The following is a 16,231-nucleotide window of genomic DNA, read 5'->3' as shown; positions in this document are numbered from 1 at the left end:
CGAGGGGTTTCGCTTGTGGTTCGGTGTTACCGGGGCTTGCGCCGCAGGACGATGTCGCGAACGAGGATCAGGACCATCAGGGCCGCGCAGCCGATCAGCCACAGGTCCTCGACCAGGCCGGTGTGGTTGCCGATGATCATGAGCAGCAGGAACACGGCGAAGAACCATCCGAAGAACCGGAACGTCTTCGGCGCCTCACCGCTCCAGCCCCACGCTGCCGACGGGACCTCCGCGGTGTCGATGTGTGCGGCCACGATGGGGTCGCTGGACGAGGGCTCCAACTGGGTACCGGCCACGATCGATCCTCCTGCAGATTCGGTTGCGCTACTCGACATATCGTGACATACGACTGCCCGTCGTATGTAGCGGGGCCATCCATGGCGGGCCGTCCGCATTTCATCAGGAACAATGGGTGGGTGGATGAAAACAGGCCCACTCGCGTCCTGCTGCTCGGCAGCACAGGTTCGATCGGTACCCAGGCGTTGGAGGTGGTGGCCGCCAACCCGGACAAGTTCACGGTGGTGGGACTCGCGGCCGGTGGCGGAAACGTCGAACTGCTGGCCCGGCAGATTTCTGAGACGGGTGTGTCCTCCGTCGCAGTCGCGGATCCGCGGGCCGCCGCATCGCTGGATCGGCCCGGCGTGCTGAGCGGACCGGACGCCGTCACCGAACTCGTGCGGACCACGGAAGCGGACGTCGTGCTCAACGCACTGGTCGGTTCGCTGGGGCTGGAGCCGACCCTGGCCGCCCTCGAGTCCGGTGCGCGGCTCGCCCTCGCCAACAAGGAGTCGCTCGTCGCCGGCGGGCCCCTCGTCACTGCCGCGGCGGCTCCGGGACAGATCGTGCCGGTCGACTCGGAACACTCCGCGCTGGCCCAGTGCCTGCGGGGTGGCAGCGCGAACGAGGTGGACCGGCTGGTGCTCACCGCCTCGGGCGGACCGTTCCGCGGCTGGACGGCCGATCGGCTCGAATCGGTCACACCCGAGCAGGCCGGTGCCCACCCGACGTGGTCGATGGGGCCGATGAACACGCTGAACTCCGCGACACTCGTCAACAAGGGGCTCGAACTGATCGAGACCCACCTGCTGTTCGGCGTCGACTACGACCGGATCGACGTCACCGTTCACCCGCAGTCCATCGTGCATTCGATGGTCACGTTCACCGACGGGTCGACGCTGGCGCAGGCCAGCCCGCCCGACATGAAGCTCCCGATCGCCCTGGCGCTCGGTTGGCCGCATCGTGTGGCCGGCGCCGCCGCGGCCTGCGACTTCGGCACCGCATCCACCTGGGAATTCGAGCCACTCGACTCGCAGGTTTTCCCCGCCGTCGACCTCGCCCGCGAGGCAGGCAAGAGTGGGGGATGCCTCACCGCCGTCTACAACGCTGCGAACGAGGTCGCGGCTCAGGCATTCTTGGACGGGATCATCCGGTTCCCGCGCATCGTCCGCACCGTCGCCTCCGTGCTGTCCGAGGCAGACGAGTGGTCGGCGCCACCGGCTACCGTGGAAGATGTACTGGCCGCCGACGGCTGGGCACGTGAGCGAGCACGTCAGCTCGTGAAGCAGGAAGGCTAGAACTGCATGGTGTTCGCAGTGGGCGTTGTTCTCTTCGCCCTCGGGATCGCGCTGTCGATCGCACTTCACGAAGCGGGGCACATGTGGGTGGCGCAGGCCACCGGCATGAAGGTCCGCCGGTACTTCATCGGTTTCGGACCCAAAATTTTCTCCTTCCGCCGCGGTGAGACCGAGTACGGGCTCAAGGCGCTCCCGCTCGGCGGGTTCTGCGACATCGCCGGGATGACGGCGCTGGACGAACTCGAACCGGACGAAGAAGACCGGGCCATGTACAAGAAGCCGACCTGGAAGCGCCTCGCGGTGATGTCCGGCGGCATCGGCATGAACTTCGTCCTCGGGCTCGTGCTGGTCTACGTCCTCGCGGTCGGGTGGGGGCTGCCCGACCTCAACCGGTCCACCGACGCGGTCGTCGGTTCGGTCGGGTGCGCGGCGCCGACCCAGGGGCCCGGCCCCGACTACGCCCTGTCCGAGTGCACCGGCCCGGGCCCCGCCGAGCAGGCGGGCATCAGGACCGGTGACGTCATCACCGCGGTCGACGGCAAGGACACGCCCACGTTCGCCGACGTGGCCGCCGCCACGCGTTCGCTGTCCGGTCCGGTCGACTTCACGATCGAGCGGGACGGCGAAGAGCAGACGATCGTCGTCCCGGTCCAGCAGGTGCAGCGCTGGGTCCAAGAGGAGGGGGAGACCGAACCTCACGAGGCGACCGTCGGCGCGATCGGCATCGGCGCGACACCGAGCGTCGTCGAGCACTCGGCTCTCTCCGCGGTGCCCGCCTCGTTCGAGTTCACCGGCGACATGTTCGTGATGACCGCCGAGCGGCTGGTGCAGATGCCGAGCAAGGCCGTCGACCTGTGGCACGCGGTGACGGGCGGCGAACGCGACCCGGAGACCCCGATCTCCGTGTACGGCGCCAGCGTCATCGGCGGCCAGATCGCCGAACAGGGAATCTGGGAAGCGTTCGTGCTACTGCTCGCGAGCCTGAACTTCTTCCTCGGGATGTTCAACCTCCTGCCGCTGCTGCCGCTCGACGGCGGGCACATGGCGGTCACCCTGTACGAGCGGGTCCGGGACTGGTTCCGCAGCAGGCGCGGACTTCCCAGCGGGGGACCTGTCGACTACATGAAACTTCTGCCCGTCACCTATGTGGTGATCGTCATAGGCGGCGCATACATGCTCCTCACGCTGACCGCCGACATCGTCAACCCGATCAAGCTCTTCCAGTGATCGCTAAACTCGGACTTGAAGCTACGAAAGAAGGCACCCACGTGACCAGCCCTGTCGGATTGGGTATGCCCGAAGGCCCGGCCGCCGTTCTCGCACCCCGCCGCACGACTCGCCAGCTCCAGGTCGGAACTGTCGGTGTCGGCAGCGACTTCCCGGTATCCGTGCAGTCGATGTGCACCACCAAGACCCACGACGTCAACGCCACCCTGCAGCAGATCGCCGAACTCACGGCGTCCGGCTGCGACATCGTCCGCGTCGCCTGCCCGCGGCAGGAGGATGCCGACGCGCTCGCGACCATCGCGAAGAAGAGCCAGATCCCGGTCATCGCCGACATCCACTTCCAGCCCCGGTACATCTTCGCCGCCATCGAGGCGGGCTGCGCGGCCGTCCGTGTGAACCCCGGCAACATCAAGGAGTTCGACGGACGCGTCAAGGAGGTCGCGAAGGCCGCAGGCGACGCCGGCATCCCGATCCGCATCGGCGTCAACGCCGGTTCCCTCGACCCGCGCCTGATGCAGAAGTACGGCAAGGCCACGCCGGAGGCGCTGGTCGAGTCCGCCCTGTGGGAGGCCGGACTGTTCGAGGAACACGGGTTCGGCGACATCAAGATCTCGGTGAAGCACAACGACCCGGTGATCATGGTCGAGGCCTACCGGCAGCTGGCGGCGCAGTGCAACTACCCGCTGCACCTCGGGGTGACCGAGGCCGGTCCGGCGTTCCAGGGCACGATCAAGTCGGCGGTGGCGTTCGGTGCGCTGCTGGCCGACGGCATCGGCGACACCATCCGGGTGTCGCTGTCCGCTCCGCCCGCCGAGGAGATCAAGGTCGGCACGCAGATCCTGCAGTCGCTGAACCTGCGGCCCCGGAAGCTCGAGATCGTGTCCTGCCCGTCGTGCGGGCGGGCCCAGGTCGATGTGTACACGCTGGCCGACGAGGTCACCGCCGGCCTCGAGGGCATGGAGATTCCGCTGCGCGTCGCCGTCATGGGGTGCGTCGTCAACGGTCCCGGTGAGGCCCGCGAGGCCGACCTGGGTGTCGCGTCCGGCAACGGCAAGGGCCAGATCTTCGTCAAGGGCAAGGTCATCAAGACCGTGCCGGAGGCGCAGATCGTCGAAACCCTGATCGAGGAAGCAATGCGGATCGCCGAGGAGATGGAGGGTGATGCGACGTCCGGATCACCCGTCGTGACGGTCAGCTGAGTCGGCGCAGGCAGCGGGCAACGAAACGTCTCCCGTTTCCGGCGAGTTCATGGCAATCTGGTGGGCAGGTCCACTAGCTGACAAGGTTGGGTAGATGCTCAAGCTCCTCGGTGCCAAACAGTTGAGCAGTCGGGACGCAGCACACGTGCTCCGCGTTCTCGACGCCGATCCTGTCGCCGCCTGCATGGTTGCCGCTCGCGTTGAAGAGGGCGGCATCGATCCCCGGATGATTCACGGAGAGTTGTGGAGTCGGGGCGGCCCGCTCGAATCGTTGTGCTTCTCGGGTGCGAATTTCGTGCCGCTGCGCGGCAGCATCGACGACATGCGGGCGTTCGCCGACCGGGCCTGTCGCACGCCGCGGATGTGTTCGTCGCTGGTCGGCCGGGCCGAACTGACGCTGCCGCTGTGGGAGATGCTGGAGATGGATTGGGGGCCTGCCCGCGAGGTCCGGCCCGACCAGCCGCTGCTGGCGTTGGCGAGTACTCCGCAGTGCCGCCCGGACCCCTTGGTCCGGCAGGTGCGGATGCACGAACTCGAGCAGTACCTGCCTGCCGCGGTCGCGATGTTCATCGAGGAGGTCGGCATCGATCCCCGCGCCAACGACGGCGGACGAGGGTACCGCCGCCGCGTCGCGAATCTGATCGCCGCCGGCCGGGCGTGGGCCAGATTCGACGACGGTCAGGTGGTGTTCAAGGCCGAGGTCGGATCGGTGTCCTCGCGGGTCGGGCAGATCCAGGGTGTCTGGGTGCATCCGATGTATCGCGGACACGGGTTCGGGGCCGCGGGCACGGCGACGGTCGCGGAGGCCGTCATCGCGGAGGGCCGCATCGCCAGCCTCTACGTCAACAGCTTCAACACGGTGGCCCGCAGCGCGTACGCGCGGATCGGCTTCAGCCAGGTCGCGACGTTCGCCACAATTCTCCTGGACTGACTCGCTGTCCGCCTACCGTGTCGGCGGTGTCCGCCGACATACCATGGGCGGCGATGAACCTGCGGCCATATTCTCGCTTACGCGTCGTCCAGTCGATCGCCCTCTGCGGCGCTGCTGTGCTGACGGTGGGTCTCACGGCGTGCACGCCGAGACCGGACGGTCCGGAACCGGCCGCGCAGGCGTTTCTGACGGCGTTCGCGGAGCAGGACGCGGAGGAGGCCGCCGATCTGTCGGATCGCCCCGACGTCGCCCGCCAGGCCCTCGAGTCCGCGTGGACGTCGCTGCAGGCCGAGTCCCTCGACGCCCGGACGACGGACGTCCACGTCAGCGGTGACACGGCCACCGTCGGGTACACGTACGAATGGCATCTGCCGAAGAACCGGGTGTGGACGTATTCGGGCGAACTCCAGATGGGGCGGCGCGGCGGCGACTGGGCCGTGCGCTGGAGTTCCACCAACGTCCATCCCCGGTTGGGTGATCGGCAGACGATGTCGCTGCGTTCCACTGCCGCCCCGCGGGCGCGGGTCAACGAGCATTCCGGGTCGGACGTTCTCGTGCCCGGGGTGGTGTACCGCGTGAAGCTCGACGCTTCGCAGTCGGGCAACGTGATCGTCAGCGCCCAGTCCCTCGCGTCGGCCCTCGCCACGTTCGACAACACGCTCACTGCGCAGTCGATCGCCGAATCGGCGACGGCGGTCAAGGGCGACTACCTCGTCACCAGGCTGCGGTCGGACGACTACGAACAGGTCGCCGGCGTACTCGGCGCCATTCCCGGGGTGAGCGTGTCCGACGAGGCCGATCTCGTGGCCACCGACCGGAACTTCGCACCCGATCTGGTCGGTCAGGTGAAGAAGACCGTGATCGACGAGGTCGACGGCAAGGCCGGCTGGAGTGTGGTCACGGTCAACCAGAACGGTGTCGACACGGACGTGCTCACCGAGACCGCTCCGCAGACGTCCCCGTCGTTCTCGATCAGCCTCGACCGTCCCATCCAGATCGCCGCGCAGAACGCCGTCAATGCCCGCACCGACCAGACGATGATGGTCGTCATCCAGCCGTCGACCGGCGACGTGCTGGCCGTCGCGCAGAACAAGGCCGCGGACAAGGACGGACCGGTCGCGCTCACCGGCCTGTATCCGCCCGGTTCGACGTTCAAGATCATCACCGCAGGCGCCGCGATCTCGTCGGGCATCGCGACACCCGACACGATGGTGCCGTGTCCGGGACGCATCGAGATCGGTGAGCGCAGCGTCCCCAACTACAACGAGTTCGCGCTCGGCACCGTGCCGATGGCGACGGCGTTCGCCCGCTCGTGCAACACGTCGTTCGCGAAACTCGCCAGCGAGATGCGGCCCGACGCACTGACGGTCGCGGCGTCGCAGTACGGAATCGGGCCCGACTACGAAGTGGTGGGCCTGCCGACCGACTCCGGTTCGGTGCCGCCTGCCGAGGATCTGGTGCAGCGAACCGAGGACGGGTTCGGGCAGGGCAAGGTGGTGGTCAGCCCGTTCGGGATGGCGTTGGCCGCGGCGACCATCGCACACGGTTCGACGCCTGTGCCGCGGTTGATCGCGGGACGGGAAACCACGATCGACGGTGACCATCCGCAGATCAGCCCGGAGATGGTCGACGGGCTGCGCGGGATGATGCGTCTCGTGGTGACGAGCGGCACCGCCGAGCGGATCGAAGACCAGGGTGAGGTGTACGGCAAGACGGGTGAGGCCGAGGTCGAGGGCGGTTCGCACGCCTGGTTCGTCGGGTACCGCGGCGACCTCGCGTTCGCGACGCTGGTGGTGCGCGGCGGCAGTTCCGACAACGCCGTCGCCGTCACCCGCGACATGTTCGCCGCGCTGCCCGAGGGGTACTGACACCGACGCTGTCCACCGATCGGAGGACGCGGAATTCATCCTGCTCGGGGGCTGATCGGTGGACAGACGCTGCCGCCGGGTCGGTCCATAGTTGGTTGCAGACGGAAGAACCCGCACAGTCGGGATCGAAAAGCCAACGTGGACAGGAAGTCGGACCATGACCATCAGTGCAGAAGTGAATCGCGTGGAGACAGCGAACGGCGCCCGGAGGGTGTTGTTCGTCGGGCGCCCGGGCGCCGGCACCGAGCTCACGCGGTGGGTTGCGTTGCGGCAGTGGGCTTCCGACCGCGGAATCGAATCGATCAGCGAATGTGAGGGCGACGTCGTCTGCGCGATCGCGACCGAGGACGTCCTGGACGGACTCTGTTCGCCATCCGATGCGATGGCGATGCAGCTGGCGCGGGCTCGAGGGGTGCCCTGCGTCGGCGTTCGCGACGCACACGTGCTCGAGGATGCGATCTGACATGGGGTTCGAGATCATCGAGCGCGGCGAGACCCTGGTGGCCGGTCTGCCCGTGCGCAGCCCCCAGCGGGCGTTGGGGAAGCTGAGCGACCCTCGCCTCGACCGCGCATGGACGAGAGTGCTCCACCACGAGGCCGGGGGGCCGCTCGCCTCCACCTACATCGACTTCGCGCCCGACGTCGAGTCGTATTACACCCAGATCGTCGGGTACGAGTGCGCGACGGTGGACGACGCCACACGGGGGCACGTCATTTCGCGTATCCCGCCCGGCACGTACGCCAAGTTCTCCTCGCGGGGAATGTTTCCCGACGTGATGCTGCGGCTGTGGGCGCAGGTCAGCGAGGCGGAGACGAACGGCGACATCGAGCGGACGTACACCGGGGACCTCGAAGCGTATCCCCACGCCTACGCCGTGGACCTGTACATTCCGATCCACGTGGACGAGTCCGGCATGCCGTCGAGTGCGATGGGTGAGAAGCGATGATCGAGATCGTCAAGCGGCAGGCGGAATCGTTTGTGGGCCTGACCATTCCCGAAGGCAAACCCGGACGTCCCGGGCCGGGACGGGAACTCGTCGACTACACGGTGGAGCGGATCAGGGATCGGGGGATCTCGGAGATCTTCGTGGTCTACGCGGCCTCACCGCCGCCGCGCACGTTCACGGTCGTCGTCGGATACCCGTGCGATTCGACCGACAAGATGGAGCCCGGCGACGTCCTGGTCGGCGTACTTTCCGGCTATTTCGCCCGATTCTGTTGCGAGGACGAATCGGAACCGGACGCGCTCGCCGAGACGTGGAGCGTCGCCGACTACGCGGCGGCACGCGGCCGGATCGAACGCGCCTTCACCGAGGACCTCGAGGTACATCATCCGGACGGGTCCGTCGAACTGTTCCTCTCGCTGTACTGAGGGAGAGGGTCACTCGTGCTCGGCGAGTTTCTCGGGGTCGATCTCGGGTCCGCCCTTGCCGAGCCGCTTGTTCACGAGGACGGTGCAGGCCCACAGCACGACACCGATTCCGAGGAGAACGCCCGCGATCTGGTACTGCACCGCGGGGCGGTCGGCGAAAGGAGTGACGAGGAAGCCACACGTGAGGGCGCCGATGATCGGCAGGACGGTCGGCACCCGGAAGTGCTTGTGCTCCACTGGTTGCTTGCGGAGGACGAGCACGGTGATGTTGACGATGGTGAACACGCCCAGCAGCAGCAGCGCGGTGGTGCCGCCGAGTTCGGGGACCTCGCCGACGAACGTGATGAGGCCGAAAGCGAGGATCGTGGTGAAGACGATGGCAACGTACGGTGTGCGCCGTGTGGCGTGAACCTTGCCGAGTGGGGGAGGCAGGACGCCCTCCCGGCTCATGCCGTACAGCAACCGGCTCGCCATCAGCATGTTGATCAGCGCCGTGTTGGCGACGGCGAACATGGTGATGAACGCGAAGATCCCGATCGGGAACGCGGGCGCCCCGGCCTGGACGACCTTCAGCAGCGGAGTGTCACCCTCGCCGAGCTCGCTCACCGGCACGAGGGCGATCGCGGTGATCGACACGAACACGTAGATGCAGCCGGTGATGATCAGGCCGGTCAGCAGGACCTTGGGGAAGATGCGGCTCGGTTCCTTGCACTCCTCGGCCATGTTCACGGAGTCCTCGAATCCGACCATCGCGAAGAAGGCGAGGGCGGTTCCCGCGACGACCGCGCCGAGTGCGGATCGGTCGCCGGTGTCGAATGTCGCCACCCGGGAGAAGTCGCCGTCTCCGACGCCGAGGGCCCACAGCCCGATCATGATGATGATCAGGAGACCGGACAGCTCCACGCAGGTGAGTACGACGTTGGTCTTGACGCTCTCGCTGACCCCGCGGAAGTTGACGAGACCCACCAGCGTCATGAATCCGAGACCGAGCAGGGTGATGCCGATCCCGGTGGAGAAGTCGAGGTGGAACGCCTCGACGAAATTGGCGGCGAACGCCCGCGACGCCGTCGAGGCGGACGTGATTCCCGAGCACATGACCGCGAACGCGACCATGTAGGTGAGGAAGTGCACCCCGAACGCCTTGTGCGTGTACAGCGCGGCGCCTGCGGCCTTCGGGAACTTGGTGACCAGCTCGAGATAACTGAACGCGGTGATGATCGCGACGACGAACGCCACCAGGAACGGCAGCCACACCGCGCCACCGACCTGATTGGCCACCTTTCCGGTCAGCGCGTAGATACCGGTGCCGAGGATGTCTCCGACGATGAACAGCAGGAGCAACCCCGGGCCCATTACCCGCTTGAGGCTCGGCTGTTCGGGCGAATTCGAATCTGGTGCGTTCGAACTCGTGGCGTCCGCTGTCGATCCCATGACCCACCGCCTTTCGCTACCGCCTGCGTCCCTCGTTCGAGAAGACGCGTGTCGCTAGGGGAGCAGCCCGAGCCTGCGCGCGGTGACCACCGCCTCGTGGCGCGACCGCGCGTCGAGCTTGCTCATGGCACTGCGCAGGTAACTCTTCACCGTCTCGGGTCCCACCGAGAGACGCTGTGCTGCTTCGCTGTTGGTGCATCCCAGGGCCACATGGGACAGGACGTCGATCTCACGTGGAGTGAGGTGGACGCCGGGGTCCACCTCGGCGCCGTCGGCGTCCGGCCGCAGAATGCCCGCCAGTCGCTGTGACAGCCCGCGGAGGCGGGCCTGCAACGACGTGTCGGCGACAGTCTGCGCGACACTCCGCAGCTCCGCGTGGATGTCGCGGAGTTCCTCGGTGGTGGCGCCACCGGCACCGCTCACGTCGAGTGTCTTCATCATCTCGAGCCGGCGATCGACCTCGTCGCGGATGGCGATCTCGGTGCCGAGGCGCCGGGACGCCGCGACGACGATGTCGGCGGTGCGGTCGCCGATCGGTGCGCAGTCGCGGATGGCGGCGTAGAGCACGGCACGCGAGCTGCCCCGCACCATGACCGGCACCGCCAGGATGGACCGGAGCCCCTCGCTGAGGACGGGCCGGTCGTAGTGGTGGGTAATGGTCGAGGAGCGGCCGTAGTCGTTGACCGCCGCGGGCGTGCGCTGGGCGACCACTCGGCCGCCGAGACCGGAACGCGAGGGGATGGCGAGGCCCTTGAGGTTGTTGGTGCGGGTACCGACGAACTCGCTGAGGTGCAGTGTGCCGTCCTGGACCTCGCCGCCGAACAGGACCGGCGCGATGCCGTGAGCTGCGATGGAACGTAGTTCACCGCGAAGCGCGTCCCCGTCCCGAGGGCGCAGCAGCGACGGTGCACGAGCAACCAAGTCGGTCACCCCTTTCCGGGGGTAGTCACAGCGGTCTGTGAGCTAGATCATAACCGTAGTGAGTTCGGGCGACGGCCCGACCATCCTTCACGGGCCATGAGAGCACAAGGAGTACCGCATGACCACCGATCCCACCGCACGCGTGCGTGAGCTGCTGGACCAGTACGACGCGCCGACGGCGTCCGCCGCGGAACTGCTGTGCGATCGGCACCCCGCCGACGACGTGGCGTTCACCGTCGTCGAATCGGACCTGTCGTCGACGGACCTCACGTACGGCTACCTGCGCGAGCAGTCGACGCGATTCGCCGCCGCACTCGCGGACCTCGGCGTCGAGCCGGGTGACCACGTCGCGACGCTGATGGGCAAGTCGGCCGAACTGGTCGTCGCGCTGCTCGGCATCTGGCGCCGGGGTGCCGTCCACGTTCCCCTGTTCACCGCGTTCGCGCCGCCTGCGATCGCGTTCCGGCTGGGTGCGAGCGGCGCGAAGGTCGTCGTCTCCGATGCCAACCAACTCGACAAGCTGGCCCCCGGCGAGGACATCCCCGCGGACGCGTCCTGGCAGGTCGTCGTCGTGGGCGGGGCAGGATCCGACGCGCTCGACTTCGCGACGCTCGTGGAGTCGCACGACGCAGCGGATGCGAAGGGTGCGGCCGTCACGGTCGGTGGCGACGGACCCCTCGTCCAGTTGTTCACCAGCGGCACGACCGGAACACCGAAGGGGGTGCCGGTGCGGCTGCGGGCACTCGCGTCGTTCCACGCCTACCAGGAGTTCGGCCTCGACGTCCGCAAGGACGACGTGTTCTGGAACGCTGCCGACCCCGGCTGGGCGTACGGCCTGTACTACGCGCTGCTCGGGCCCCTCGCCGCGGGCACTCGCAGCATCCTGCTCCACGCCGGGTTCTCCGCGCCCCTCACCTGGCAGGTCATGGAGCGCTTCGGCGTCACCAACTTCGCGGCCGCCCCCACGGTCTACCGCAGTCTGCGGGCGGACCCCACGCCGATCCCCGAGACGGTGACGTTGCGTCGCGCGTCGTCGGCGGGTGAACCGCTCACTCCCGACGTGATCTCGTGGGCGGAGGCCAACCTGGACGTGTTCGTCCGCGATCACTACGGCCAGACCGAGCACGGCATGTTCATCGCCAACTCCTGGGCCGACGGGCTGCGGGAAGAGGTGCGCGACGGGTCCATGGGCAAACCGTTGCCGGGGTGGGCGTGCGCCGTCCTCGAGGACGACTCCGACGCGATCGCGCCGCCGCGCACGCCGGGGCGGGTCGCGATCGACACGCACAACAGCCCGCTGATGTGGTTCACCGGCTACGTCGACGCACCGGAGAAGACGGCGCAGCGGTTCACGGCCGACGGTCGCTGGTACCTCACCGGCGACGCCGGGCAGACCGACGAGGACGGCTTCTACTTCTTCTCCGCCCGCGACGACGACGTGATCATCATGGCCGGCTACCGGATCGGGCCCTTCGACGTCGAGAGCGTGCTCGTCATGCACGACGACGTCGTCGAGGCGGCGGTCGTCGGGATGCCCGACCAGTTGCGCGGTGAGGTCCTCGAGGCGTTCGTGGTCCTGCGCGACGGCGTCGACGGGACCGGCGAACTCGAGGTCGAACTGCAGACACTGGTGAAGAAGAAGTTCGCGGCGCACGCCTACCCGCGCACCGTGCACTTCGTCCCCAACCTGCCGAAGACGCCCAGCGGCAAGGTGCAGCGGTACCTGCTGCGCCAGAAGTAGGCGGCTCCGCCGCCCGTGCGTGGTTGAGGAGTGTCAGGACTCGTCAACCACGCACGGGTGCGTCAGCGCCTGCGGAGGCGGCCGACGGCCAGCAGGGCGAGGAGCGTGACCGCCAGCAGCAGGGTGGTGTCGGCCGCGGCGAGGAACACCCGACCGCGGTCGGTGAGCCCGAAGATGCTCACCGGCAGCGTCTTCCACGTTGCGGGGTAGACCATCACGGTGGCGCCCAGTTCGCCCATCGACAGTGCGATCGACAGGCCCGCGGCGGCACCGATGGCCGGCAGCAGGAGCGGCAGCGTGATCCGCAGCAGGACGCGGGTGGGGCCGGCGCCGAGGGACTCGGCGGCCTGCCGGTACGCGGGATCGAGTCGGTCCAGGGCCGCCGAGACGGCGCTGAACGTGAAGGCAAGCACGAGGATCGTGTGTGCCAGGATCACGATCCACTTGGTTCCGCCGAGCAGGAGCGGTCGCGAGTTGAACGCGATCAGCAGACCGAGACCGATCGCCACGGACGGGATCGCGATCGGCAGGTGGAAGACGGCGTCGGTGGTGCGGCGCAACCACGTCGGCGCCTCCCGCGCTGCCAGTGCCGCCCAAGTCCCGACCGCGAGTGCCAGTGCGCCCGCGATGAACGCCGTCTGCAGGCTGACGGTGAGACTGGCGAGATTCTCGTCGGACAGTGCCGCGGCGAAGTTGCGGCCGCCGAGGTCCGAGGGCAGCGGGCCCGTCCAGGATCCGGCCAGCGCGGCAGCGATCACGGTCGCGATCGGCGCCGCGAACACGACGGTCACCACGAGGGCGAACAGGCTCAGGGCCAGTGCCCTAGATCTTCTCGTCCACAGCAGCACGGCTGCCTCCCGTCAGCTTGGCGAACAGAAATCGGTACGTGCAGTACAGGGTCAGCGACAACGCCACCTGGACGGTGGCGATCACGGCTGCGCCCGGCAGGTCGAACGTGACGATGCCGCGTGTGTAGATCAGGACGGGCAGCGTCATCACGTCCTTGGCGCCCGTGAACAGGACGATGCCGAATTCGTTGAGGGTCAGCAGCAGCACCAGTGAGCCGCCCGCCAGCAGTGCGGGCCACGCCTCGGGCATCACCACGGTCCGCAGCACCCGCAGCGGCGACGCCCCGAGACTGGCGGCGACGTCGAGTTGTTCGCGGGGGATCTGGGTGAACGCGGCGAGCAGGGGCCGGACGACGAACGGGGTGAAGAACGTGATCTCCGCGGCGATCACACCGAGTGGTGTGCCGAGAAAGTTCAGTGGTCCGTGGGCGTCGCCGGTGATGCGCGCGATCAGGGCGTTCACCGCCCCGGCCGTGCCGTAGAGGAAAGTGAACGCCAGCGTGATCAGGAACGACGGGAGCGACAGCACCGCGTCGATCAGCCGTCCGACGACCTTCGATCCCGTGAACGGGACGAACGCCAGCACGAGCGCGAGGAGCGTGCCGAGGACCAGGCAGCCCAGGGTGGAGAGGGCGGCGATCTGCATCGTCCGCCACAGGGCCGTGCGGAACAGTTCCGAGCCGAGGACGCCGGACCAGTTGCCCAGACCGGAACCGGTTTCGGTGTCGAGCGATTCGGTGAGCACACGCGCCATCGGGTAGACGGCGAAACCGAGTGCGAGCAGCAGGGGTGGCAGCGTCCACGCGATGCTCTGCCACCGGAACGGCGCGGGCCGGGGCGGCGACGCTTCGGTGGGCGGACGCTCGAGGGTCGCGGTCACCTCGCCGGCACCAGGACGCTGCCGTCGGAGGGGAACTGCACGCCGACGGCGGTGCCCGGTGGGCGCTGGTCGTGACCGGAGACGTCCGCGTCCACCTGCACTCCCTCGAAGTCGTCGACTGCGAGCGTGATCCGCGTGGTCGATCCCCGCCACACCGTCGAGACGATCCGGGCCGAGAACGATCCGCGCGCGCCGGGCGCCGTCAGCGTCACCGCATGCGGGCGGACACACAGAAATGCGGGCAGGTCCGACTCCCACTCCACGTGCCCGATGTCGGGTTGCGGGGCCGTGGCGGTGACCGGGACGCCGCCGATCGACACGAGCGCCGACGTTCCGATCACCCGGGTGACGGTGCACGGCAGTAGGTTGGCGCCGCCGAGGAATTCCGCGGTGAAGCTGCTCGGTGGCCGTTTCCAGAGGTTCTCGGCGGTGTCGATGTCGGCGAGCCGGGAGTTCCGCATGACGGCGATCCGGTCGGCCAGCGCCAGCGCCTCGCTCTGATCGTGCGTGACGTAGAGCATCGCGGTGTCGGGTAGCGCCGCCCGCAGTCGCGAGAGCTCACCGAGCATGCTCTCGCGTAGTTGCGCGTCCAGCGCGGCGAGTGGTTCGTCGAGCAGCAGGACCGCGGGCCGGATCGCCAGGGCCCGTGCGATCGCGATCCGCTGCTGTTGTCCGCCCGACAGCTCACGGGGCAGGCGCTTGCCGTAGGCGGCCATCCCGACCATCTCGAGGGCCTCGGCCACCCGCGCGCCGATCTCCGCGCGTGGCACCCGCTGGGAGCGGAGGCCGAACGCGACGTTGTCGGCGACCCGCATGTGCGGGAACAGGGCGTAGGACTGCACGACGACGCCGATTCCCCGTTTCGCGGGCGGAAGGTCGGTGACGTCTCGGGATCCGAGCCGCACGGAACCCGAAGTGGGACGGACGAATCCCGCGAGGGCTTTGAGCGCGGTCGACTTGCCGGACCCACTCGGGCCGAGCAGCGCCACCGTCTCACCGCGGCCCACGCGCAGAGTGAAGTCGATCAGGGCGTGGGTGACGCTCCTGCCGCGGCCGTAGCCGACGGTGACCCGGTCGAAGGTGATGGCCGGCGCAGAGAAGTCGGTTGCTCCGCGGACCGCGGGGGCGTGCAGCGGGTGTGCCCGCCTGGCTGGAATTCCCGACACGATCAGCTCCCGGTGGCCTTCTGGTACGCGGCGACGTCCGAATCGAGTTCGGTCAGTACGTCGTTCCAGTTCGGCGACCACACCTGGACCCCCTGCAGTGCGCGCGCCGGGGCGCTCTCGCCTGCGGTGGCGCGCACGTCCTCACGGACCGACATGCCGAGTGCCTCGTCGGCGACGGTCTTCTGCGACTCCTCGGAGAGCAGGAACTCCATCAACTGCTTACCCTGCTCGCTGCGGGGCGCGCCCTTCGCCAGACCCATCACGTACGGCAGGGCGACGGTGGTGCGGGTGCCGTCGGCGGCTGCGGGGAAGAAGAGGTCGAACTTCGAGCCGTCGTCGGCGATCGACGTGAGGTTCATCTGGACGTCGCCGTTGGCCACGAGCAGTTCGCCGTTGCTGACCTTCGGCTGGAGCTTGCCCGTCGAGGACGACGGTCCCACGTTGTTGGCCTGCAGGTCGGCGAGGTAGTCGAGTGCGCCGTCCTTGCCTTTCAGGTGCTGCAGGAGCAGCAGGACCGCGGTGCCGTCGCCGGCCTGACCGGGAGTGGAGTACTGGATCTTGCCCTTGAACTGGTCGGACAGTAGGTCGTCCCACGTCCGGGGAGTGGGCGAGGCCGCCGGGTTGGCGATGAACGACAGGTAGTTGTCGACGACGGGAACGTAGTGACCGGCCGCGTCCTTTTCGGCCGCGGGAACCGCGGACGTGTCGACACCGCTCGGCACGAGGAGTCCCTGGGAGTCGGCCTTCTGAATGAACGGCGGCAGCGTGACGACGACGTCGGCCTGGGGGTTCGACTGTTCCTTCTCGAGACGAGAGACGACTTCGCCGGATCCCGCCTCGACGAGGTTCACCGCGATCCCGGTCTCTGCGGTAAAGGCGTCGAAACGCGACTGGTACCACCCGGAGAGCCCGTCGGCGCTGTAGACGGTGACGGTGTCGGTGCCGGAACCGGCGGCGGTGCCGGTTCCGCCGCAGGCGGTTCCGAGGGTGAGGACGGCCGCGGCCAGGGTGGCCGCGGCGATCCGGGGACGAAGACGCATGGCGTGTTCCTAACGATGAGGGGGACTGTGAAA

The 16,231-nt window shown here is 68.2% G+C and carries 16 protein-coding genes; 9 read left to right on the top strand and 7 right to left on the bottom strand.

The window, feature by feature from the left end; all coding sequences use genetic code 11:
* Positions 1-26: 26 nt before the first annotated feature.
* The gene (locus OYT95_RS03640; RefSeq protein ID WP_005259333.1) at positions 27-296 is read right to left on the bottom strand and encodes a DUF2631 domain-containing protein; all 270 of its coding nucleotides are present in this window, start codon (positions 294-296) and stop codon (positions 27-29) included.
* A gap of 81 nt (positions 297-377) precedes the next feature.
* Here OYT95_RS03640 and dxr point away from each other — a divergent pair, with 81 nt between their 5' ends.
* The 8 genes from dxr (at position 378) to OYT95_RS03600 (ending at position 8,171) form a co-directional block, all read left to right on the top strand.
* Entirely contained in the window at positions 378-1,574 is a 1,197-nt protein-coding gene (gene dxr / locus OYT95_RS03635) for a 1-deoxy-D-xylulose-5-phosphate reductoisomerase (RefSeq protein ID WP_378493994.1), read from the top strand.
* A 6-nt stretch (positions 1,575-1,580) separates the two neighbouring features.
* Positions 1,581-2,801: a M50 family metallopeptidase gene (locus tag OYT95_RS03630; protein ID WP_037245587.1), complete on the top strand. Its 1,221-nt coding sequence runs from the start codon at positions 1,581-1,583 to the stop codon at positions 2,799-2,801.
* Between the two features lie 41 nt (positions 2,802-2,842).
* Positions 2,843-4,000: a flavodoxin-dependent (E)-4-hydroxy-3-methylbut-2-enyl-diphosphate synthase gene (gene ispG / locus OYT95_RS03625; protein ID WP_037245590.1), complete on the top strand. Its 1,158-nt coding sequence runs from the start codon at positions 2,843-2,845 to the stop codon at positions 3,998-4,000.
* A 94-nt stretch (positions 4,001-4,094) separates the two neighbouring features.
* Positions 4,095-4,931 carry a GNAT family N-acetyltransferase gene (locus tag OYT95_RS03620; protein ID WP_005240559.1) on the top strand — a complete coding sequence of 279 codons (837 nt, stop codon included), beginning with the start codon at positions 4,095-4,097 and terminating at the stop codon, positions 4,929-4,931.
* A gap of 53 nt (positions 4,932-4,984) precedes the next feature.
* Entirely contained in the window at positions 4,985-6,799 is a 1,815-nt protein-coding gene (locus tag OYT95_RS03615) for a penicillin-binding transpeptidase domain-containing protein (RefSeq protein ID WP_174484754.1), read from the top strand.
* Between the two features lie 157 nt (positions 6,800-6,956).
* Positions 6,957-7,262: a hypothetical protein gene (locus tag OYT95_RS03610; RefSeq protein ID WP_037245592.1), complete on the top strand. Its 306-nt coding sequence runs from the start codon at positions 6,957-6,959 to the stop codon at positions 7,260-7,262.
* 1 nt (position 7,263) lies between these two features.
* Complete coding sequence (locus OYT95_RS03605) at positions 7,264-7,746, top strand: GyrI-like domain-containing protein (RefSeq protein WP_268790844.1); 483 nt, start codon at positions 7,264-7,266, stop codon at positions 7,744-7,746.
* On the top strand, positions 7,743-8,171 hold the full coding sequence (locus OYT95_RS03600; RefSeq protein ID WP_037245597.1) for a hypothetical protein: 429 nt from the start codon (positions 7,743-7,745) through the stop codon (positions 8,169-8,171). The genes OYT95_RS03605 and OYT95_RS03600 overlap by 4 nt, the downstream gene beginning before the upstream one ends.
* A gap of 9 nt (positions 8,172-8,180) precedes the next feature.
* On the opposite strand, the gene OYT95_RS03595 is transcribed toward OYT95_RS03600, so the two are convergent.
* Together OYT95_RS03595 and OYT95_RS03590 are read right to left on the bottom strand one after the other, a co-directional pair.
* Complete coding sequence (locus OYT95_RS03595) at positions 8,181-9,602, bottom strand: APC family permease (RefSeq protein ID WP_128638936.1); 1,422 nt, start codon at positions 9,600-9,602, stop codon at positions 8,181-8,183.
* Between the two features lie 54 nt (positions 9,603-9,656).
* A complete protein-coding gene (locus OYT95_RS03590) occupies positions 9,657-10,532 on the bottom strand; it encodes a helix-turn-helix transcriptional regulator (protein ID WP_037245601.1) in 876 nt (291 codons plus the stop codon).
* A gap of 109 nt (positions 10,533-10,641) precedes the next feature.
* Between OYT95_RS03590 and OYT95_RS03585 the strand changes: the two genes are divergently transcribed.
* Positions 10,642-12,264 (top strand): AMP-binding protein, encoded by a 1,623-nt coding sequence (locus OYT95_RS03585; protein ID WP_037245602.1) that lies wholly within the window; start codon positions 10,642-10,644, stop codon positions 12,262-12,264.
* Positions 12,265-12,326: 62 nt separating this feature from the next.
* Here OYT95_RS03585 and OYT95_RS03580 read toward each other — a convergent pair whose 3' ends face one another.
* The 4 genes from OYT95_RS03580 to OYT95_RS03565 are packed head-to-tail and all read right to left on the bottom strand — an operon-like array spanning position 12,327 to position 16,198.
* A complete protein-coding gene (locus tag OYT95_RS03580; RefSeq protein ID WP_037245605.1) occupies positions 12,327-13,112 on the bottom strand; it encodes an ABC transporter permease in 786 nt (261 codons plus the stop codon).
* Entirely contained in the window at positions 13,087-13,992 is a 906-nt protein-coding gene (locus OYT95_RS03575; RefSeq protein ID WP_037245609.1) for a 2-aminoethylphosphonate ABC transporter permease subunit, read from the bottom strand. Before OYT95_RS03575 ends, OYT95_RS03580 begins: the two co-directional genes overlap by 26 nt.
* The gene (locus OYT95_RS03570) at positions 13,989-15,158 is read right to left on the bottom strand and encodes an ABC transporter ATP-binding protein (protein ID WP_037245611.1); all 1,170 of its coding nucleotides are present in this window, start codon (positions 15,156-15,158) and stop codon (positions 13,989-13,991) included. Before OYT95_RS03570 ends, OYT95_RS03575 begins: the two co-directional genes overlap by 4 nt.
* A 2-nt stretch (positions 15,159-15,160) precedes the next feature.
* Entirely contained in the window at positions 15,161-16,198 is a 1,038-nt protein-coding gene (locus tag OYT95_RS03565) for a 2-aminoethylphosphonate ABC transporter substrate-binding protein (RefSeq protein ID WP_037245613.1), read from the bottom strand.
* Between the last annotated feature and the right edge of the window lie 33 nt (positions 16,199-16,231).

The sequence above is a fragment of the Rhodococcus sp. JS3073 genome (assembly GCF_026810085.1).
Taxonomy (GTDB): Bacteria; Actinomycetota; Actinomycetes; order Mycobacteriales; family Mycobacteriaceae; genus Rhodococcus_F; species Rhodococcus_F wratislaviensis.
This window is presented reverse-complemented; position numbering and strand designations above follow the sequence as displayed.